Annotated in this window: 17 protein-coding genes; 7 read left to right on the forward strand and 10 right to left on the reverse strand. The window is 45.9% G+C overall.

What is annotated here, in order from left to right; all coding sequences use genetic code 11:
* Position 1: 1 nt before the first annotated feature.
* The 3 genes from ligD to U1F02_RS01915 all read right to left on the reverse strand — a co-directional run bounded on the left by ligD (position 2) and on the right by U1F02_RS01915 (position 4,179).
* Positions 2–2,743: a DNA ligase D gene (gene ligD / locus U1F02_RS01905; protein ID WP_409988653.1), complete on the reverse strand. Its 2,742-nt coding sequence runs from the start codon at positions 2,741–2,743 to the stop codon at positions 2–4.
* A 109-nt stretch (positions 2,744–2,852) separates the two neighbouring features.
* Positions 2,853–3,719 carry a Ku protein gene (locus U1F02_RS01910; protein WP_409988654.1) on the reverse strand — a complete coding sequence of 289 codons (867 nt, stop codon included), beginning with the start codon at positions 3,717–3,719 and terminating at the stop codon, positions 2,853–2,855.
* A 328-nt stretch (positions 3,720–4,047) separates the two neighbouring features.
* The gene (locus U1F02_RS01915) at positions 4,048–4,179 is read right to left on the reverse strand and encodes a hypothetical protein (protein WP_409988655.1); all 132 of its coding nucleotides are present in this window, start codon (positions 4,177–4,179) and stop codon (positions 4,048–4,050) included.
* 332 nt (positions 4,180–4,511) lie between these two features.
* Between U1F02_RS01915 and U1F02_RS01920 the strand changes: the two genes are divergently transcribed.
* From U1F02_RS01920 to U1F02_RS01935, 4 genes are all read left to right on the forward strand, one after another.
* Entirely contained in the window at positions 4,512–5,966 is a 1,455-nt protein-coding gene (locus U1F02_RS01920; protein WP_409988656.1) for an alkaline phosphatase, read from the forward strand.
* 48 nt (positions 5,967–6,014) lie between these two features.
* Entirely contained in the window at positions 6,015–7,418 is a 1,404-nt protein-coding gene (locus U1F02_RS01925) for an alkaline phosphatase (protein WP_409988657.1), read from the forward strand.
* Positions 7,419–7,483: 65 nt separating this feature from the next.
* Positions 7,484–8,143 carry a hypothetical protein gene (locus tag U1F02_RS01930; RefSeq protein WP_409988658.1) on the forward strand — a complete coding sequence of 220 codons (660 nt, stop codon included), beginning with the start codon at positions 7,484–7,486 and terminating at the stop codon, positions 8,141–8,143.
* 87 nt (positions 8,144–8,230) lie between these two features.
* Entirely contained in the window at positions 8,231–8,461 is a 231-nt protein-coding gene (locus U1F02_RS01935; protein ID WP_409988659.1) for a hypothetical protein, read from the forward strand.
* Between the two features lie 11 nt (positions 8,462–8,472).
* On the opposite strand, the gene U1F02_RS01940 is transcribed toward U1F02_RS01935, so the two are convergent.
* The 5 genes from U1F02_RS01940 to U1F02_RS01960 all read right to left on the reverse strand — a co-directional run bounded on the left by U1F02_RS01940 (position 8,473) and on the right by U1F02_RS01960 (position 14,312).
* The gene (locus U1F02_RS01940; protein ID WP_409988660.1) at positions 8,473–9,723 is read right to left on the reverse strand and encodes an HD-GYP domain-containing protein; all 1,251 of its coding nucleotides are present in this window, start codon (positions 9,721–9,723) and stop codon (positions 8,473–8,475) included.
* Between the two features lie 90 nt (positions 9,724–9,813).
* Positions 9,814–10,617: a nucleoside triphosphate pyrophosphohydrolase gene (mazG, locus tag U1F02_RS01945; protein ID WP_409988661.1), complete on the reverse strand. Its 804-nt coding sequence runs from the start codon at positions 10,615–10,617 to the stop codon at positions 9,814–9,816.
* A 44-nt stretch (positions 10,618–10,661) separates the two neighbouring features.
* Positions 10,662–10,985 carry a YqcC family protein gene (locus U1F02_RS01950; protein ID WP_409988662.1) on the reverse strand — a complete coding sequence of 108 codons (324 nt, stop codon included), beginning with the start codon at positions 10,983–10,985 and terminating at the stop codon, positions 10,662–10,664.
* Positions 10,986–11,022: 37 nt separating this feature from the next.
* Entirely contained in the window at positions 11,023–13,146 is a 2,124-nt protein-coding gene (gene dinG, locus U1F02_RS01955) for an ATP-dependent DNA helicase DinG (RefSeq protein WP_409988663.1), read from the reverse strand.
* Positions 13,140–14,312, reverse strand: coding sequence for a 1-acyl-sn-glycerol-3-phosphate acyltransferase (locus U1F02_RS01960; RefSeq protein WP_409988664.1), 1,173 nt, complete (start codon positions 14,310–14,312; stop codon positions 13,140–13,142). The genes dinG and U1F02_RS01960 overlap by 7 nt, the downstream gene beginning before the upstream one ends.
* A 156-nt stretch (positions 14,313–14,468) precedes the next feature.
* Here U1F02_RS01960 and U1F02_RS01965 point away from each other — a divergent pair, with 156 nt between their 5' ends.
* Both U1F02_RS01965 and U1F02_RS01970 read left to right on the forward strand, forming a co-directional pair.
* Entirely contained in the window at positions 14,469–14,828 is a 360-nt protein-coding gene (locus U1F02_RS01965) for a YchJ family protein (RefSeq protein ID WP_409989057.1), read from the forward strand.
* Positions 14,829–15,050: 222 nt separating this feature from the next.
* Complete coding sequence (locus U1F02_RS01970) at positions 15,051–16,331, forward strand: diguanylate cyclase (RefSeq protein ID WP_409988665.1); 1,281 nt, start codon at positions 15,051–15,053, stop codon at positions 16,329–16,331.
* 63 nt (positions 16,332–16,394) lie between these two features.
* Here U1F02_RS01970 and lptG read toward each other — a convergent pair whose 3' ends face one another.
* Positions 16,395–17,453 (reverse strand): LPS export ABC transporter permease LptG, encoded by a 1,059-nt coding sequence (gene lptG, locus U1F02_RS01975; protein WP_409988666.1) that lies wholly within the window; start codon positions 17,451–17,453, stop codon positions 16,395–16,397.
* A complete protein-coding gene (lptF, locus tag U1F02_RS01980; RefSeq protein ID WP_409988667.1) occupies positions 17,446–18,555 on the reverse strand; it encodes an LPS export ABC transporter permease LptF in 1,110 nt (369 codons plus the stop codon). Before lptF ends, lptG begins: the two co-directional genes overlap by 8 nt.
* 226 nt (positions 18,556–18,781) lie before the next feature.
* Between lptF and U1F02_RS01985 the strand changes: the two genes are divergently transcribed.
* Positions 18,782–20,275, forward strand: coding sequence for a leucyl aminopeptidase (locus tag U1F02_RS01985; protein ID WP_409988668.1), 1,494 nt, complete (start codon positions 18,782–18,784; stop codon positions 20,273–20,275).
* Positions 20,276–20,281: the final 6 nt, after the last annotated feature.

Here is a 20,281-nt window from a genome sequence, read left to right on the forward strand (position 1 = left end):
ATTATTTTTTACCCAGCTTTTTCCACATAGCTTGAGTGATCGTTTGATTATTTTTATAAGCCCCCCAGGGATCTTCCTCAAGTTGGTTTAAACGCTCGTGTAAATTGCGAATGTTCCACTGAGCCGACGATTGTAAATCCACGAGTTCATCTCTGCTGATAGGTACAGAAACCGGTAAACCTGAACGCGCTCGCACGGAATAGGCGGACACAGCACTTGCTCCACGTTGATTACGTAAATAATCGATGAAAATTTTACCGATACGATTTTTAGGACTCATTTTTGCCACAAAACACTCAGGGATTTGTTGGCTCATAAATTGGGCAATAGATTTAGAAAATTCTTTTACTTGATCCCAGCCTGCATTTGGACGAAGTGGTATGACTATATGCAACCCTTTTCCACCTGTAGTTTTTAAAAAGGCTGTCAGCTTTAATTCATCAAGCACCGCTAGCGTCAATTGCGTGGCTTCAATAAGACTTCGCCAAGGTAATGCGGGGTCTGGATCAAGATCGAGCGTAATGCGATCCGGGTTTTCAATCTTATCGACTCTGGCGCCCCAAGTATGTAGCTCCACCATTCCCATTTGCGCCGCACCCACCAGAGCTTCAGCAGTATCAATTTCCATTAGTGCAGCGTGACCGGGATCAAGCGATTCATCTAAAAGTTTAATATTAGGAATGTGCAACTGCTGAATATGCTTTTGAAAAAACTGTTCACCTTCAATTGATTCTGGCACGCGCAACAGCGATACAGGCCGATTATCGAGATGAGGAAGAATCCACCTTGATATTCCGGCATAAAATTCTGCAAGCTCTTCTTTAGTGGAACCAGAATGGGGGTCGATAATTCTATCGGGATGGGTAATTTTAATGGTGTGTGCCAGATTATCTTTTGCTGATTTTTTAGTAGACCCCGTTTCGATTTTTTTTGTCTCTTTTTTCGTAACTCCATCGCCAACTTCCCTCAACTCGGAAAAGCTCCTATTCTTTTTAGAATCACTTGAATTTTCTTTTCTTGTTCCCGCACTTATTGGAATCTCAGGCGGAGGAATCTGACTGGGCGAACGCGGGCGCTCGCGAATAATATCGCGTACCGGTTTATCAGTTCGCAGCGCTATGAATGCGGCTTGACGCAAAATTCCTTCACTTGTCCATTGTGCAAATTCCGCCTCACAGATTAAGTCGGGTTCAATCCACTGCACACCCTTAGCCTGAGCGGATGGAAGCTTGTTAGAAAGCGGCGTTGATTCCCGTAGACGTTTTTGCATTAACCCATATAAATGATCCAAGGTTTTCGTATCAAAACCTGTACCTATACGCCCCGCATATACCAAATCGCGCCTACCCAAATCTTTATGAACCGCTACCACCAATGCACCAAAATCCGAGCGCGAACCCTGAGGCTTTGTGTAACCAACAATCACGAATTCTTGCCGTAACCGACATTTCAACTTTATCCAATCACCACTGCGTTTACTGACGTAAGGGCTAGCTGCTCGCTTTCCAATAATTCCCTCAAGAGACATTGCGCAAGCGCTTGCCAAAATACTCTTGTGTTCCAAAATAAAAGCGGATGAAAATCGCAAAGGCGTGTTCTTTGCTTTATCAAGGATTCGCTCTAATGCAGCCCTCCGCTCTTCTAAGGGCTCAGCACGTAGATCGGCACCTTCGAGAAAGGGCGCATCAAACAAGTAATAAAGAATTCCGCTGCTCTTTTCCGATTCAAATGCATTTTGCAATTTTTGAAAATTGGGTAAGCCACCCTCATCTAACACAACCACTTCACCATCGAGCCAGGAATCACCTAAGTTTAATGCCGCGATAGCCTTGGCCTGTTGCGGAAGCTTGTGCGTCCAGTCGTGTCCATTCCGAGTGAATAGACGAACCTCTCCTTTGAGAACACGCGCAAGAATTCGATAACCATCAAATTTAATTTCGTAGAGCCAATCGCCAGCCGGCGGCTCACTAACCAAAGTCGCCAACTCAGGTGAAATAAATTCGGGGAGCTTACTTATTACCCGCGTTTTATTTTTTTGCTCTAACTGCGCACCAGACTTTTCAAATTTTGCTCCAATTGCACTAACGAGATCTGCCTTAGCGCTACTGGCTTTTAAGTCGGTAAATTTACGTGATTTTGTATCGCTTTTATTTTCAGTTTTATGTTTATTCTCATCGGCAATTTCAGCTCCGCTGATGACACTTTTTGGAAGTTCGGCGACCACGTCATAATCTTCTATCGCTCTCGCACTGGTATCACGCTCCTTAATCAACAGCCATTGCTCTTTATCTCCACTCGCTTGCAAATGTGTTTTTACGAGTGTCCAGTCACCTTTTAATTTCTCACCGATAAGAGTGAATTTAAGTTTTCCCGCTTTATGTGCAGCAACCGGATCATCATGCGGCTGCCATATGCCTCGATCCCAAACAATGACATCCCCACCACCATATTGACCCTGTGGAATAAAGCCTTCAAAAGAAGCATAACTCAGGGGATGATCCTCAACGTGAACAGCCAAGCGTTTATCTTTTGGATCAAGACTTGGACCTTTAGGAACAGCCCAACTTTTTAAAGTACCATCCATTTCCAAGCGAAAATCATAATGAAGCCTGCGAGCGGCGTGCTTCTGAATAACAAATGTTAAAGCGTGAGCGCTTTTTTTTGACTTCTTTTTCTCACCTTGCGGTTCAGCAGTTATTTTGAAATCTCGTTTGCGGTTGTATTCGCCCAAGTGATCCGCCATTTTGCTACCTCGCCGTTTTTCGGGATTTTTTAACTGCAATAGATGTTTCTGATGACTCAGCTTTCGCTTTTGTTTTGGAATTTGGTTTTGGAGTGACGGGTTCCGGATTTTATTTTGTTGCTGTTGTTTTAGAAGATTTTTTTGCAACCTTAGGCTTTGCTTCTGCTTTTGATGACTTGGAACTCTCGCTTCCGCGTAAGCTGCGCTTTAAAAGCTCGGTCAAATCAATGATGTCAGCAGTTTTGCGTTCAGACTCATCCATGCCGGTCTCAACGTTTTCGATTTCCCCTTCGCGAGCTTTAGTTTCCACAAGTTCCATCACCTTGTCGTGGAACCTGTCGCGATATTCTTCGGGCGTCCACTCACCCGCCATGTCACTCACCAACCGCTTGGCCATTTCCATTTCACTCTTGCTTAGGCTTGCATCAGTTGCGGATTTTGTAAGTGCGAGCGTATCTAAACTTCTTACCTCGCTAGGCCAACGTAATAACACCAGCACAAGCGCCGACTCTATGGGCATAAGTGCAGCTAAATGTTGGCGCGTGTGTAAAATCACGTAGGCCAAAGCGACTTTGTTTGTTGCAGATAAAGTTTCACGTAAAAGTGCGTAAACTTTTTCGCCGCGTTTATCGGGCGCAAGGTAGTAAGGCGTATCTATGGTGGTAAGCGGAATTTGTTCACTATCAATAAACGAAAAAATATCAATAGTTTGGGTGGACGTTGGGTGAGCAGTCTTAATTTCTTCTTCCGTTAAAATAACATACCTGCCCTTTTCATATTCGATACCTTTAACAATATATTCTGCGCTAATTTCCTTTCCGGTAACTTTGTTGACTCGCTTGTAACCGACAGGATCCATTGAGCGTTTATCCAACCAATCGAAATCTATGCTTTGGGATTGGGTTGCCGATTGTAGGGCAACGGGAATATGCACCAATCCAAAACTAATTGCTCCCTTCCAAATTGCCCTAGCCATATATCACCTTAGTTTTATCACTGGCCAAATGAACGGCTCAAAAAAAACATTTACAGCGACACGCCATCCTTATAAATAACTTTCCCGGTTGGTGTAATTTCGCGAATCTGTTCCAACATGGCTACCGCCGCATACTCCGCTTCGTCCTCGGCCATGGGCTTGCTGCCTAAAACCCAAGCACCTGAACCAACGAATGTATTAGCGGCCCTGGTAGTTTTCGCTGATATTCAATTAAACCCACATAGCCAACTCCTTGCTTCATCACATCCGTCCACGCCAAATGGAAATTAAATTCCTTAATCAACATTGCACGCATCACCACAAGTATTTATTTAACTCCCGCAAGTGAAATCGGCATAGGCATAATAGAAAGCGCGTGACCCGAGCGGCAATTCATGTCGGCCAACGGAATCAATGCGTAAACAACCTGGCGCGCAATTAACTTTTCCAAATTTTTCATTTCAAAAAAACCTATGTTAATTTTCGGTTACCGCGATGCAGCGAAATTACGACGCGAATTTACATAATTGAAAAAAATAATCTGGATTTTATGTAAACACCATTAATTCAGTGTTTCAACATTTTTTTCGATTAACACCCATAATTGTCGCCTCAATAACGCATATCTCGCTTTTTACAAACCCCCGTTTGAATTCATTTATAAAATCCAAAAAAATGGCGTTAAACACACCCGGAGTGAGCTCGCCGCACGCGTGTTTTTAAATTGTCATGTTGCCGTCTTAAAAGTTTCATACTTGGCTTCTAAATTAGCCCTAGCTTAAGGAGGCTATTATGAAAAAACTCTTACTCTGCTCAACCATATCCATTTTATTGACCGCCTGCGGTGGTTCATCTAACCATTCCGTTACCACCGAACCAACAACCACACCTACCACCAAACCCAAAAATGTGTTGTTTTTTCTAGGTGATGGTATGGGTATAACAACGCTCACCGCAGCACGTATTTACAGCGCTGGTGAAGATGGCAGCTTAACGATCGATACTTTTCCTGAAACCGCCTTTGTAAAAACCTATTCAAATGATGCGCAGGTAACTGATTCAGCTCCATCAATGTCCGCCTATATGACGGGCGTCAAAATGAATAATGAAGTTATTTCCATGAGTCAGGACACCAAAGCCTTTGACGATAAGGGCGCAGCCTATTTAAAAGTTACTGATAGCCTTTGCCCAAGCACCAACGGCAAACCTGTAACAACCTTATTGGAAATTGCGAAATCAAAAGGTATTGCAACGGGTGTTGTAACAACCACTCGCGTTACTCACGCAACGCCCGCTGCAACTTATTCGCATATTTGTCACCGCGATGCAGAAAACAGCATTGCCGCACAACTCGTACCTGCAGCCACGGACAAGGGTTTCAACGACAAATTATTAGACGGTGTTGACGTTGTACTTGGCGGTGGTCGCCAATTCTTCCAGCCAACGTCTGTTGGCGGCAAACGCACAGACGGTCGCGATTTAATCGCTGAAATGAAAGCAAAAGGTTACACCTACGCGAGTAATCAAACGGAACTCAACGCGTTTACACCCAACGGCACCAATAAATTGCTCGGCTTATTTCACGCAAGCCACATGAACTACGACTTGGTGCGCAGCGGTACCGGTGAACCAAGCTTGTCAGAAATGACTGTTAAAGCTATTCAAACCTTAAAGAAAAATCCAAACGGAATGTTCTTGATGGTTGAAGGCGGTCGTATCGACCACGCGCTCCATGAAACAACTGCCATCAAAGCCTTGCAAGACACCATTGCGTTTGATGATGCCATTAAAGCGGCGATTACTGAGATTAAGAAAACTGATCCAAATTTGGAAAATACCCTCATTGTTGTAACTGCCGACCACGATCACACCTTGGTACTTAACGGTTACGCGGCAAGAACAGGCAAAACAAGTGTAAATAATCCTGGCGTATTGGGTTTATTAAAAAATTACACCGATGGTTCAATTGCAAAAGATGCAGATGGTATGCCGTTTAGCATCATAGGTTTTGGTAACGGCGAAAACCGCGTTGCGGGTGATCGCAAAAATTTCCCTGCCCTTACTGACACACAAGTATTTGCTGATTCTTATCACCAGGAAGCAGCCATTCCAGTTGCCGCTGGTAGTGAAACACACGGTGGTACAAACGTATTCCTTGGCGCAATGGGAAAAAATGCAGATTCGTTTGCTGGAGTTATAGACAACACTAAAGTCTTTACGCTGATTCGCAGCGCAATCGACCTCTAACTTTCTGCTGAACATTGTCGTAATGTCCAAGACTTATAGGAACAGATCATGAAAAAATTATTAATCGCTGCTGTATTAGCATCAGCATGTTCGCAAGCGGCCTTTGCTGCAGGCGAAGCAAAAAATGTTATTTTCTTCCTCGGTGATGGTATGGGCCCAACCACTGTAACTGCAGCACGCATTTACAAATATAAGGAAGAAGGCGAATTGAACATGGAAAAACTCGACGGTAAAACTCGTACCGCTCGCATCAAAACCTATTCAAACGATGCACAAACCACCGACTCAGCGCCATCAATGGCAGCCTACATGACCGGTGTGAAAATGAATAACGAAGTGCTGTCTATGTCGGCAGATACCAAGGCCATTAAACCTACGGGCGCAGATTCAAACTGCCCTGCTACGGGCAATGGTGTACCTGTTGATACGATTCTTGAACTTGCAAAAGCAAAAGGAAAATCTGTAGGCGCTGTAACAACCACACGCGTAACGCACGCAACACCAGCAGCAACTTTTTCACATATTTGCCATCGTGACGCGGAGAATAATATTGCTGCACAAGCGGTAGTAGGCGGCGCAGGTTATAACCAAAAATTGGGCACAGGCTTGGATGTTCTGCTCGGTGGTGGTCGTGATAATTTCTTGCCAGCAGTAGCAACTGCTAATGGCAAAGGTAAACGCACAGACGGCCGTGATTTGATCGCAGAAATGAAAACCGCTGGCTACGCCTACGCAAATACGGGCACTAGCCTTGCTGCCATCGACGGGAAAACCACAGCCAAATTATTTGGCCTCTTTAACGCAAGCCACATGGAATATGAGTTAGATCGCGTTAAGAAAAATATCGACGAGCCGAGCCTTGCGGCGATGACTCTTAAAGCAATTGATGTATTGGGACAAAACTCACAAGGTTTCTTCCTGATGGTAGAAGGTGGACGTATTGACCACGCACTTCACGGAACCAATGCAAAACGCGTTATGGAAGATACGATTGCGTTTGACGATGCGATAAAAGCAGCGCTCGACGAAATGAAAAAGCGTGACCCCGATTTAAAAAACACCTTGATTGTTGTCACTGCCGACCATGACCACACCATGACGTTTAATGGTTACGGTAAGCGCGGAAGCAACATTTTAGGTACCGTTAAAAGCTACAAGGATGGCAAAGAATTGCTGGATGTTGATGGTAAAAACTACACCACACTCGTATTTGGTAACGGCCCGAACCGCCCAGCTGTACGCAGTACATTGGTTGAAGGCTCTGCGGATTCAACTCAAGTCTTGCATGATGATTATTTGCAGGAAACTGCCATCAAACTCAGCTCTGAAACTCACGGCGGCGGTGATGTAATGCTGTTCGCAACAGGAGCTGGCGCAGCAGCCAAAACATTCAAAGGTACTATAGACAACACCAAAGTATTTAACCTGATTAACACCGCATTTGGATTTTAATTCGCTTTTGGTCAACACCTGATTACTGATCAGGTGTTTTCTTTTTTCCGGAAAGACATTTTCTTATGAAAAAATTCCTATTAATTATTTCACTACTGACTCCCTTCACAGCAATAGCGGCGCCTTTATCTGCCATCATAACATTCGAAAGCATGGTACTTACGGCTGATGGTGTTAAAAAGCAAACTTACTTTCAGGAACGTTTTATTCGCGACAATAATGTGGTTTGGAACGAGCGCATAGTTCCGTCGGCAGTAAGTCACATGCACGAGGATGCAGCTGATGAACACGAGCACAATCTCAATTTTGCTGCAGCGGGTAAATGGATTTCACGTAAAGCAGATAACCAAATAAACCTCGCTTTCGTGCGCAAGCAGGAAAAGAAAATTATTCAGCCACGCGTATCCGAATACGCAACATTAGGATTTGATGGTGAATGGGAAACGGCTTTTTATTTAGTCAATCGTACGGCGTTAAAGAAAATGACGCCAACTAAAAAGGGAGCAAGCGATGATTCTCAATGGTACGAAAAAAAGGATGCCAAACAGGTTACCCGTATTCTGTGGGACGAGAAAAAAGAATTTCCCTTAAGCATTGAAACAGCGAGGCTCGATGGAACTATGAGCAATAAAATTACGCTGACACTCACCGCAGCACCGCCCACCCTACCTTGGAACAATTTGAGTACCTATCAAACCATAGCCTACGAGGATCTGCTCGATTAGGGAGCGCCCCCCACATCCAACAGCTATACTCTGGCGAAATGTACATTTACTATGAACATATTCGCCAGCCGCTTTTGGAGCACTATCATGAAAATTAAGAAAATACTGAGCTTAGTTGTCTTCTCTGGGGTGATATGTGCCTGCTCACCTAAACAACCCGAACAACAACCTACCAACTTACCGCAAAAGAAATCCCAGGGAGTATTGACGGATAGCCAACAAAAAACCCTGGAGAAAGCGAAACAAACTGAAGAATTGCTGGATAAAACGGCAAAGGAAAGAATGAAGCAAGTTGATGATGCAACGGACGATAAATAAAGCCCAAGTGCTTAGTTTAAAACCAAACCTAGCTCGCGGTAGTCTTTTATAAACACGCCAAAACTACCATCATTAAGCGCGCGTTTAATCAGGAAGCTTTTATCCAAGCGCCCCGCTTCAATGGCAGACAAATCAATCGCCACATTTTTTTCTAAGCGTGCGTTTTGCTTACGCACTGCAAATACCTTGGGTAAGTGACGGTACTTGCTGTGAGTCTCAAATACTATAGCCACCAATCCATTTACTAATTCAACCAGCGTACCCGGTGGATAAAGTCCTACACTTTTAATAAATTCCAATGCCAGACGATCATCAAAATGAGTGCCCCGATCTTTGAAAATAATTTTCAATGCTTCGGTTGAAGGCATACTCGGTGAGTAACAACGGTCTGCTGTCATAGCATCGTATGCATCTACAATTGCGATAATTTTCGCTAATTCTGAAATCCCCGATGATTTCAAACCCCGCGGATAACCGGTGCCGTCCATTTTTTCGTGGTGGCTGTAAGCCACGTCAATCGTGCTGTTTGGAATACCGGGTGAAGCCATAAGCATGTTGCGCCCATGTACTGTGTGAGCGCGCATGATATTCATTTCTTTTTCGTCCAACGATCCGGGCTTGTTAAGCACATCTGATTGAACGCGCATTTTTCCTACATCATGCAGCAACCCGCACAACCCCAAACGCTCAAGATCTGCTTCGCCCATGCCGAGGTGTCGGCCAAACGCAATTGCGAGAATGCACACATTCAAACAATGCTCTGCCGTGTATTCATCTTGCGAGCGAATCTTGGACATCCAAATCAACGCATCTGCGTTCCGCAAAATACTGTTAACACAATCCTTGACCGTCGTCTTTGCCTGCTCGGTGTTAACTACGCCGCCCAAACGCAAATCATCCAATAAGGTACGAGTCAACCGGCGCGCCTCGCGGTAGGTATCCATCGCCCGGGCATGCTCGGCCTTCGCATCGACCTTGTTGATATAGGAGATTTTTTTGGAGGGGGTCTTGAGCGACGCACGCGCCTCCGGTGGAATCCATTCCTCAGCGACAGCGTCAATCCACACGTATTCCGAGTACTCGGCAACGGCATCTATATCCTCAAGGCACTCAATCGTAAAGCCCTGCATTAGAAACGGGGTTTCAAGCCATGGGCGGTCAAGTTTGGACACAAACATGCCGATTTTAAGCTCTGAAATATGGATCTTGATCGTCTTTTCTGAAGATTTAAGATGCCCGGGACGCACTTCGTTGAAGTCCAAACTAACCTCGTTGAAACCTATGACAAACCATTAATATGACATTTTAATTTTAGCGGTTTTAGCCTAATTGGCCACAAAATAGAGCTGATGTTACTTTTGATGTTTCGCTCCATCCCACAACTGGTTCATTTCATCAATAGACGCATCCGTAAGAGGCTTGCCAAGGTGGGTTTCGATGTAATTGAACCGTGACTCGAACTTATGACTAGCCTTACGTAAGGATTGTTCCGGGTCGATCTTGAGATAACGAGCAATATTCACTGCCGCAAAGAGTAAATCTCCTAACTCTTCCTCTACCCCCAAGACATCAGCCTTACTCAAAGCATCCTCAACCTCCAACAACTCCTCTCGGACTTTGGCGATGGGCCCTTGTACATCATCCCAATCGAACCCAACGCTCGCCGCACGTTTTTGTAACTTTGCTGCCCGACTTAAGGCTGGCAAATTGAGCGGGACATCTGCCAGTAAACTTTGCGCGCCTTTGGCCTCACGCTCCTGTTGCTTTATGGCCTCCCAACGTGCTTTGACATCCGTCGGCAAGGTATGGCGATTATCGATTTTGCTGTGCAAGATCCCCTCTGGAAACACGTGAGGATGACGGCGAACCAGCTTTTCCACGAGATCATTAACAACGCCAGCAAACTCAAAACGATTTTCTTCTTTGCCGATCTGGCTGTAGAAAATCACCTGAAACAATAAATCACCTAGCTCTTCCTTCAGGTGGACAAAATCCTGTTTTTCAATCGCATCCACCACCTCGTAAGCTTCCTCCAAGGTGGACGGCGCAATGCTGGCGTAATCTTGTTTAATATCCCATGGGCATCCAGTCTGTGGATCACGCAAGCGAGCCATAAGATACAAAAGGTCATCAACGGAATATTGGTAGGTGCTCATATAGAAATGCTCTGGGCCATCAATAGGTTCATTCAGAAGGCAATTTATTCGGACAACAATTTGTCAATTTGCTCTAAGTGAAAGATCAACGGGGCGCTGTTTAATTTCAGCACACCAAAATACTCTTCTGCCATTGGCTTTACACCGCTCACGCTCGGCAAGGGCAAACGCTGTTCAATCATTAAGTAAAGGCGAGGAATGAAAATAAACTGTAGCCATTGCGGAAAATTCAAGGTGTCTATCGCAAAAGGTTGCGTGCTCGCCAATGCTTCTTCAGAGGGCTGTTCAAATTCCCACAAGCGTAACTCACGCAATTCCTTTTCAACGTCTATTAAAATTTCCGCAACAGCAATGTGTTTTGAAGACATTTTTTCGCTCAAAAATTTTACACAAATCGTTTAGGTATCAATGCACAACCTGAGTAAAGGGCGGCAAGGAATTTAGAATCGCTTTGCCGTAGCGCTTGGTGATAATTCGGCGATCAAGCAAACTAATTTTTCCGGTATCGGTCTCGGTACGAAGTAAGCGCCCACAGGCCTGAATTAATTTTAAGGATGCGTCTGGAACCGTGATATCCATAAACGGATTTCCACCCCGAGAACTCACCCACTCCGACAAGGCCGCCTCAATAGGATCATCAGGAACAGCAAAGGGTAATTTAGCAATAATCACATGAGTGCAATATTTGCCCGGCAAATCTACACCTTCAGCAAAACTTGCGAGTCCAAACAAAATACTACCTTCGCCTTGATCTATCTTTTGCTTGTGCTGAATTAACATTTCTTGCTTGGAGTTGTCGCCTTGAATCAAAATTAAATCGCGTAAGCTATCTGGCATTTCATCGTAGACGTCCAACATTTGTCGGCGCGACGAAAACAACACCAAGCTGCCTTCGTTTTTGTCGAGCAACTTGGGTAAATGATCGATTAACGAAATTGTGTGTACATCGGCGTTGCTGGCATCCACCGCAAATGCAGGTACTTCAAGCGTCGCTTGAGTAAAATTAAAAGGACTCGGAACAACCTGATAGTTCGCATCATTCGGTGTGCCGGCGCGCATTTGAAAGCGTTGAAAATTTCCCAACGCGGTTAAAGTTGCCGAAGTCACCACCGCACCGCAGCATTTATCCCACAAGCTGTATTCGAGTGTCTTTGACGCCAATATAGGACTGGAACACACTTCAATATCCATATTGCCGGACGCATCAACCGGAGTTAACCAACGCGCTCTAGGCACTGAAGTTGCTGAGTCTGGCACGGCATAGGTTGCCCATAGTTCGCGATTGGCTTCTGCACGTGCTTGCCAGGTTCCTACAATGGGGAAATTATTTTCTAAATCAATTTTGGGAACAGGACAATGCGGATCTTCCATCGCCTCGGTCAATTCACTCGATACTTTCCCAAGCAATTCACTCAAGCGATCAAAACTGCGCTGCAATTCAACTGAAGGAATTAGAAGCTCTTGCGGAATTACACCGTCTTTAAAACGGTAATTGGATTGGCGATCATCTAATGCAATGGTTTCCACCAACTCGAGCAGTAACGGATAAAGCTGATCGAGTCGTTGCTTGCAATCGATAAAAGCCGCAGGCAATTGTTCAGCATAACGATCCACATTACCCGCACCACTAATTTGCCCGAGCACAGCTCCCAAACCTTTATTGCATTGATCTAACCACTTGCTAGTAGATGTCATGCGGCTGTGGTGGGCGAAATGGCTGAGCGCTTTTTGCGGCAAATGGTGGCCTTCGTCAAACACATAAAGCGTATCTTTCGGATCAGGCAAAATCGCGCCGCCACCTAAGGCTAAATCCGCCAACACCAAATCGTGATTGGTAACAATGCAATCCACACTGTGTAATGAATCGCGTGCTTTAAAAAAGCTGCAAGTCGACACATTAGAGCATCGACGCCCTGTGCATTGGCGATGATCTGTGGTGATTATTTGCCATTGATCTTGTTCAAGCGCTTGCGGCCAGGTGTCACGCTCGCCATTCCATTTATTGGAGGCAAGTGCTTCCATCATGGATTGATAAAGTTTTATGCCTTGCGCTGTTACGCTCGGCATTTCATCTTCGTAAAGCGCACGCGTTGGATTCAATCCACTTTGGTATTCGGCGAGCAAATTATCGAGCTTGCTCAAACACAAATAACGCCCTCTTCCTTTCGCTAAAGCAAAAGAAAAAGATAGGCCGCTGTGTCGGTGAAGTTCAGGTAAATCTTTATTGACGATTTGTTCTTGCAGAGCAACCGTAGCAGTTGATACCACAAGTTTTTTACCGAGTGCTTTGGCAATCGCAATAGATGGCAATAAATAGGCGATAGTTTTACCTGTACCTGTCCCCGCTTCCACCACACAAATATGGCCGGAGGACTGGCGAACATTTTCGTCATCCAAATCAATATTACCGAGCGTTTTGGCAATTTCGGCAATCATTAATTTTTGGCCGTAGCGCGACTTTAAATTTTTGCTTTCCAAAAATTTGCTGTACGCACTTTGAATTTGCTTCTTTACCGCATCTGTTAGCATTCAGCCGGCTCAGCCGTAGGCTTGGTTAATTTACTGACAACAGGATTAGCATAAATGCCCATGGCAATATCGCGATACTCCGCTGGAATCTCGTTCATTCGCGCAACGAAGGCTGCTTTTTGTTCTGCAACGGCGGCGGGATCGTAGGGAATGTTTTTATCGGTGTAATTCACCTGCGGCACTGTGCCGTGAAGAATCTCGTAAGCGATGCAATTGGTGGCATGCAAAACATAGTTTTCAATAATTTGTTGATCCAAATCTGCCACAATTTGATCGGTATCATCGTAGTGGTGATCCAAAACGCGACCGAAAGCGACATGCACATGTCCTTTTTGACCGGCTATACCCATGGCAATACTTTTCACATCTTCATGCTCTTCTTTTTGATAGCCTCCCTGCGTGCGCTGGTGGTAAAGCTCTCGTGCTTTTGCAGCATCACACGGATCAAGCTCATACGAAATGGATACCGGTACAATGCGCAATTCTTTAACGTAATCGCTAAGTTCTTGAGTTTTGGGTTTATTGAGCGTGATCATCCCAATCACGGCCGAATTGGTTTTATCGAAACCATCTTTTGCACGCCCTTCGCGCTGTGCAATCCAAATGCTTGAATCTTCATTGACGATTGAATGATGAATATACGCGGATAAATGCTTAGCTGCTTTTAACTTCTCGCGCGGTGCCTTTGCAGAACGGTTCACAATAAAACTTTTGTTCAAACGCATTAAATCTGACACATAAGGCTTGGTCAGCAAGTTATCGCCAATCGCAATGCGCAGTGTATTGCAATCGTTGTGGTACAAACTCCAGTTGACGAACGCAGGGTCCATTGCAATATCGCGGTGATTGCTAATAAACAAATAGGACTGATGATGCTCCAGCACATCTAGACCGGAAATTGTAAGAGCGGTCGTCGCTTCAGCAAGCATTCCAGACATATAGCGCTCTACAACGTCCTGAAAACCTGCAACATCGTTCACGCCAGCTAACTCTTGGGATAAGCGCTTTTTAACCAATGGCCTAATCAGCCAACCGAGCCATTGGGTGAGCTTGGGAAAACGGAGGCGCGCAACTGCATCTGCCAGTTCAGGATCCGCTAAAATACGATCAATCGTAGGACGCACTTCAGCGTCGTGATAAGGACGAATATCGTCAAATTGAGTCATGCTTGGTTCACTTTAAACACAGAAGGGTAAAACCTGGAGCCAAGCAAGATCGGCCCCGGCAAAATAGCCGCACAACATACCGAAAAGAGGTCAAAATTGCCACCAAAACACCGCCTAAATGCTCAATCACCTTGCCCCTGTGGCAGCACCAAAACTTTGGAAAATTGCTGTCTTCCCTACATCGAGGGCAGACTCAAAGCGCCAACGGCAGAGACACTTATGCGCTCGCGCTACACGGCCCATGTTCTGGTCGCCGTCGATTATTTGTGGGAAACATGGAGTGCGAAAAATCGGGTTCGTTCGAGCAAACAGGATATTAAGCGCTGGGCGGAGAGCTGCGAATGGTTAGGCATGCAAATTCTCGCGACTGAGAAAGGCCAAACTCAGGATAACGAAGGATTTGTGAGCTTTGTCGCCTTATTCCGGCAAAATGGAGAGCTGCACGAGCACCACGAAATCTCTGTATTTAAAAAGAGCTTAGGAAGTTGGTTCTATTTGGATCACAAGGAGCCCTAGCCTTACACAAACCATTCCAAAGAATGGGGAAATATGTGACGGCCATTGCGAAGCTGGGAAATATCGACCGTTTATCGCTCTTTATAATCGACTCAGCGAATGGCCCGCTTTAAAATTGCACGAAAAGAATAAACTACACGCTTGCAAATTATTGACTAGACTTGAGTTCAATCACGGCGTTCAACCCTAGCCTATAAATCCAGACCCAAAGTTCACCCATTAATGAAGATCCTCCTTGTAGAAGATAGTGCCACTCTTCGCTATGCCATGCGCAATTACATAATTGAAGCCGGCCACACGCCGCTCATTGCGCAAAGCGGCGAAGAGGCCTTGCAGATGTTAGAAACAACACCTGTAGACATGATCATCATGGATGTTGAAATGCCCGGTTTGAACGGTTTTGAAACCACGCGATTGATTCGCGAATGGCTGGGCGGTCATTGGATACCGATCATTTTCGTTACCGGTCGCAATGAAGACGAAAGCTACCGCGAAGGCATCGAAGCCGGTGGGGATGATTACCTCATCAAGCCCGTGAGCGCCATGATCATCAAAGCCAAGATTCGCGCCATGGAACGCATTACGGAGATGCGCGACCAACTCAACCAGCTGAACGCAGAGCTGGAAGCGCTAAGCCAGCTTGATAGTCTCACACAGACCTACAACCGTCGCACATTTAACGAAATGGCTCAGCAGCAATGGTTGCTCGCGACACGCCAACAGGGCCCGATCAGCGTATTAATGATCGATGTGGATCATTTTAAGCTCTACAACGACCATTACGGCCACCCCGCCGGCGATGCCTGTCTCAAGCGAGTGACGCAAGCAATTCGCGATTGCTTAAACCGTCCCTACGATTTGCTTGGCCGTTATGGCGGTGAGGAATTTATCGTTCTATTACCGGAAACAGATTGCCATGGTGCGCTGAAAGTTGCGGACGCAATTAACGCACAAATGGAAAAGCTTGGTCTTCGCCACGAAGTTTCCCCAACCCGCGAACATGTGACGGTTAGTATTGGCGGCGCCAGTTGTGCGCAGACACTCACGCACTCGTTGGAAGATCTAATCAAAGGTGCAGACCGTGCGCTATACAAAGCCAAACACTCGGGCCGCAATCGCTCTCTGGTTGATGATATAGCGGTACACAAAACGATTTTGGTAGTTGAGCAAGACACTGACGCAACCAAAAGCCTGATTCAAATGCTGACACCGCAATACAATATTTTGTATACCGAAACTGCGGATGAGGCTCTGGATATTTGTTTGGATATTCATCCCGATCTTATCCTGATGGACGCAGCCATCGCAGATGAAAACAATGAGCGGTTGTGCAGGCAATTAGCGCGCAACCCCAAAACCAACGCTATCCCTATAGTCCTGATTTCGGATGAAAACTGCAGCTACAGACCTATTTCAGACGTTACCATAGGCATTCGCGGCTGTCTGGAAAAACCAATCGATAAAGATGCGCTGCAGCAAAAAATTCAGTTTTTGATCCATTGAGTTCTATGTGCCCAAAGAAAAAAACCAGCAATTTGCTGGTTTTTTGCTCGATTTCTCTCAACCCTAACCCGCTTTTCTCAACATAAAAAAACCGATTCCAATACAGATCAAAATGGGAAACAGCACTGCCAACAGCGGTGAGAAACCAAACACTAAACTCGCGGGGCCAAATAAACGCTGCGCAATCATAAAAGCCACACCAAACATCACACCGGTGAATACGCGCTGCCCCATGGTTACACTTCGCAATGGACCAAAAATAAATGAAATTGCAATAAGCACCAAACTGGCCGTTGCAAGCGGTTCCAACACTTTTTTCCAAAATACCAAACTGTAATCGTTGTTCTCTATATGTTGGTTGCGCAAATAGTTCGTGTAAAAGTACAAATTGCTGATCGACAAATTATCAGGATCTGACACCAGCACGTTAAGCAGTTCTGGCGTTAGTTGAGTGTCCCAGCGACGTGACGGAAGCTTTTCCACGCTGGTTTTATCAGCATCAAGATGTGTAATAGCAACATCTTCTTCCTGCCAATAATCCCCTTGATAAATTGCCTGCTTGGTAAAACTTGCGGCCACTAATTGATGATCGTTATTCAGCTGATAGCGACTCAAACCGTAAATGACGCCACTCGGCAACACCGCGTTGAAATGCATAAACTCGTTGGTTTCATGATTCCATAGTTGTTGCTGGGACTGTTTTACACTCGAACCCTGCGCAATAGCTTTACGGTTCACCGCCATTTGCTCGGAATAAGGTGCAACATACTCACCAATTAAAAATTGCAACAGCATAAAAATAAGTGCAGGCCGAAGCGCCATCCATAAAATACGCGCGGTGGATACTCCCGCAGCGCGCACAATGACAAGTTCGCTGGAACTGGCGAGCGCACCCAATCCGGCAAGACAACCAATAAGACAGGCAAAGGGAATTAAAACACTAACACCATAAGGCACACGCAACATAACGTTAATCAGTGCTTCCAAGGCGGTGTAATTGTTGCGCAAACCTTGCATTTGATCGATCAAGGTAAAAATGACGTAGAGCGACACAAACACAAAAAGTGTAAGCGCAATTGCATTAAACACGCTCATGGAAACATAGCGAGTAAGCTTACGCATGGTTTGCCACCTCTGGTACAAATCTGCGGCGCTTAGTGGTTATGCGATCCCAATTAAACATTAGCCAAGCCAAACCCGCAAAAAAGGCGTGAACAACCCAAAAGCCTGGATAAATCGGCCACTTGCCCTGCTTCATCAATCCTCCCACGCTGGACAAGAAAACGTAATAGAAAACGAACACCAATATTGCAGGTAACATTTTCATGTAGCGGCCCTGACGTGGGTTAGTTTTACTAAAGGGAACTGCGAGCATAGCAATTACAAAAACCATTATCGGTAAAGAAAAACGCCATTGCAGAGTTGTCCGCATCACACGATCATCGGAAGACAATAATTCGCCGGTAGGTTTTGCATCGGCTTCAGAGGCGTAATCACCTGACAAAATGACGGGCGGCATATACTGACCATAAGATGAAAAACGCGTTACACGAAATTCCGCAGTGCCGGGTTGACCATCGTATTGATAGCCATCTTTTAAAACCAAATAGCGTTGAGCATATTCGGGATGCTGCATTTGTTCGCCTTGGCGCGCCAATAAAATTGTCGGCGCCGTTTTTCCATTACTTTCGCGCGCAACAAAAACATCGTTCAAGCTCTTGTGACTGTTAACAATCTCGTTGACATAAGTGATGGTTTGCCCGCCCCCAAGCGATTGAAAGCGGCCCGCGTTCAACATATCGAATTCACTACGGTTCCGTTGCTCGTCCAAAATTTGCGCGTACATGCGCGTGCCTGACGGTGTAAACCAAACCGTAAACAGCGCCACCAAAAATGCCACTAAAAGCGCGGGGACAAGCGTAATTGCAAGCAATTGTCGCTGACTTATACCGCATGCAAATAACACGACCATTTCACTTTCCATGTAAAGACGCCCGTAGGCCAATAGCACCCCTATGTAAAATCCCAGCGGCAGGATGATCTGCACAAAACCCGGCATGCGGTAAAAAATCATTTCAAACAGCACGTTGACCGCATATTTTCCCGCAGTCGCCTCAGCCAGCAAGTTTGCAAATCTCACGCTAAGAAAAATACATAAAAGCGCAAAACACACCGCGAGGGTGGTAATTAATATTTCCTTACTGAGATAGCGAAAAATAATCACGCACTATTCCCCAAAAAAATCTCTGCTGCAAAAGCCCTGCTTTTGCTTAAAATTTAGCCTTTAATAAAAAAGCCCGAAGGACGCTTAAAGTCAGTCAACACAGGCGTCGAAAGTGTGGCATTATCACGTACCTGCACCGGTTTGTCTTGGACCTTTTTGCTTATTTACCTAAGCCTGCCTGCATCATTTATTCGCACGAAGATTCGCATCAAGAGAGGAATTCCCCATGCAAATTAACGCCAAAGTTGTGGATGCCGTTAAGCACTCAACCCAATGCCTTGTTGTTAACAGTTTTGACGGCGGCAAATTGTCGACCGCTGCCAGCGCCATCAACGCGGCAGATGCCAAACAACTTGAACAGCTCTTGAAACGCGAAAAATTCACCGGCAAAAATGGCCAAGCCCTACTTCTGTTAAATCCCCAAGGAATCGCCGCCGAACGTGTACTGATTCTCGGTTTGGGCGAACAAGATAAAAACGGAAACATCAGCGCAGATAACTTCCGCAAAGCCTTGCAAAAAATCCCCGAAGCGCTTAAACCCACGCCCTGCAGCGATATTACGCTCGTCCTAGGCGACATAAAAATTGACCAGAAAAGTGCCGAATGGCAGGCACGCCAAGCGGTTGAAATCCTGATTGCCAGCCAACACCGCGCCGATAGCCTTAAAAGCAAACCTGCCGAACCCAGTTTTGTACTGGCAAAAGTCACCCTAGGCTTTAACAAGGCGCAACTTTCCGACGCAACTAAAGGCATCAAAATCGGCCAAGCTATTGCCAAGGGTGTTGATCTTGCGCGCGAGCTCGGGAACTTGCCTGGTAATATCTGCACACCTACCTACCTCGCCGCTGAAGCCAAGCGTCTCGCACGTGGTCAGACAGCGCTGAGCGTAAAAGTTCTGGAAGAAAAAGCCATGAAAGAGCTTGGTATGGGGGCTTTGCTTTCCGTATCAGCCGGTAGCGATCAACCTGCCAAATTAATTGTGATGGAATACAAGGGCGGAAACAAAAAAGACGCACCGATTGCCTTGGTCGGCAAAGGCATCACTTTTGATACCGGCGGCATTAGTCTAAAGCCCGGTGCTGGCATGGATGAAATGAAGTTTGATATGTGCGGCGCGGCCAGTGTTTTAGGTACATTCAAAACGCTTGTTGAGCTCCAACCTGCCATTAATGTTGTAGGCATTATCGCCGCAAGCGAAAACATGCCCAGCGGCAGCGCAACCAAACCGGGCGACATAGTTACCTCCATGTCGGGCCAAACCATCGAAATTCTCAATACAGATGCCGAGGGACGCTTGGTGTTGTGTGATGCACTGACCTACACCGAACGCTTCAAACCTAAAAGCGTTATCGACATCGCAACCCTTACCGGCGCCTGCGTCGTTGCCCTCGGCAATCACGCAAGTGGATTGTTCAGTAACAACGAAGACCTCGCGCAAGCGATACTCAAAGCCGGTCAAGCAGCCAACGACCGCGCATGGCAAATGCCATTGTGGGACGACTACCAAAAACAACTCGACAGCAATTTTGCGGATATTGCCAACATCGGTGGGCCCGCAGGTGGCAGCATTACGGCGGCTTGCTTCTTGTCTCGTTTCACCAAAAATTTTGCGTGGGCGCATCTGGATATTGCCGGCACTGCCTGGCATTCCGGCGCTGCGAAGGGAGCAACTGGCCGCCCTGTTCCACTTCTCGTTCAGTATTTGTTAGATAACCAGTAGCAGCAC

The sequence above is a fragment of the Cellvibrio sp. genome (genome assembly GCF_046347455.1).
Taxonomy (GTDB): Bacteria; Pseudomonadota; Gammaproteobacteria; order Pseudomonadales; family Cellvibrionaceae; genus Cellvibrio.

Bases quoted from the DNA above. Each gene is read 5' to 3' on its own strand.
- U1F02_RS01930 (WP_409988658.1), top strand. From the start codon at position 7,484: ATGAAAAAATTCCTATTAATTATTTCACTACTGACTCCCTTCACAGCA.
- U1F02_RS01925 (WP_409988657.1), top strand. From the start codon at position 6,015: ATGAAAAAATTATTAATCGCTGCTGTATTAGCATCAGCATGTTCGCAA.
- ligD (WP_409988653.1), bottom strand. From the start codon at position 2,743: ATGGCGGATCACTTGGGCGAATACAACCGCAAACGAGATTTCAAAATA.
- lptG (WP_409988666.1), bottom strand. From the start codon at position 17,453: ATGCGTAAGCTTACTCGCTATGTTTCCATGAGCGTGTTTAATGCAATT.
- U1F02_RS01970 (WP_409988665.1), top strand. From the start codon at position 15,051: ATGAAGATCCTCCTTGTAGAAGATAGTGCCACTCTTCGCTATGCCATG.
- U1F02_RS01910 (WP_409988654.1), bottom strand. From the start codon at position 3,719: ATGGCTAGGGCAATTTGGAAGGGAGCAATTAGTTTTGGATTGGTGCAT.
- U1F02_RS01985 (WP_409988668.1), top strand. From the start codon at position 18,782: ATGCAAATTAACGCCAAAGTTGTGGATGCCGTTAAGCACTCAACCCAA.
- dinG (WP_409988663.1), bottom strand. From the start codon at position 13,146: ATGCTAACAGATGCGGTAAAGAAGCAAATTCAAAGTGCGTACAGCAAA.
- U1F02_RS01915 (WP_409988655.1), bottom strand. From the start codon at position 4,179: ATGAAAAATTTGGAAAAGTTAATTGCGCGCCAGGTTGTTTACGCATTG.
- U1F02_RS01960 (WP_409988664.1), bottom strand. From the start codon at position 14,312: ATGACTCAATTTGACGATATTCGTCCTTATCACGACGCTGAAGTGCGT.
- U1F02_RS01920 (WP_409988656.1), top strand. From the start codon at position 4,512: ATGAAAAAACTCTTACTCTGCTCAACCATATCCATTTTATTGACCGCC.
- mazG (WP_409988661.1), bottom strand. From the start codon at position 10,617: ATGAGCACCTACCAATATTCCGTTGATGACCTTTTGTATCTTATGGCT.
- U1F02_RS01950 (WP_409988662.1), bottom strand. From the start codon at position 10,985: ATGTCTTCAAAACACATTGCTGTTGCGGAAATTTTAATAGACGTTGAA.
- U1F02_RS01935 (WP_409988659.1), top strand. From the start codon at position 8,231: ATGAAAATTAAGAAAATACTGAGCTTAGTTGTCTTCTCTGGGGTGATA.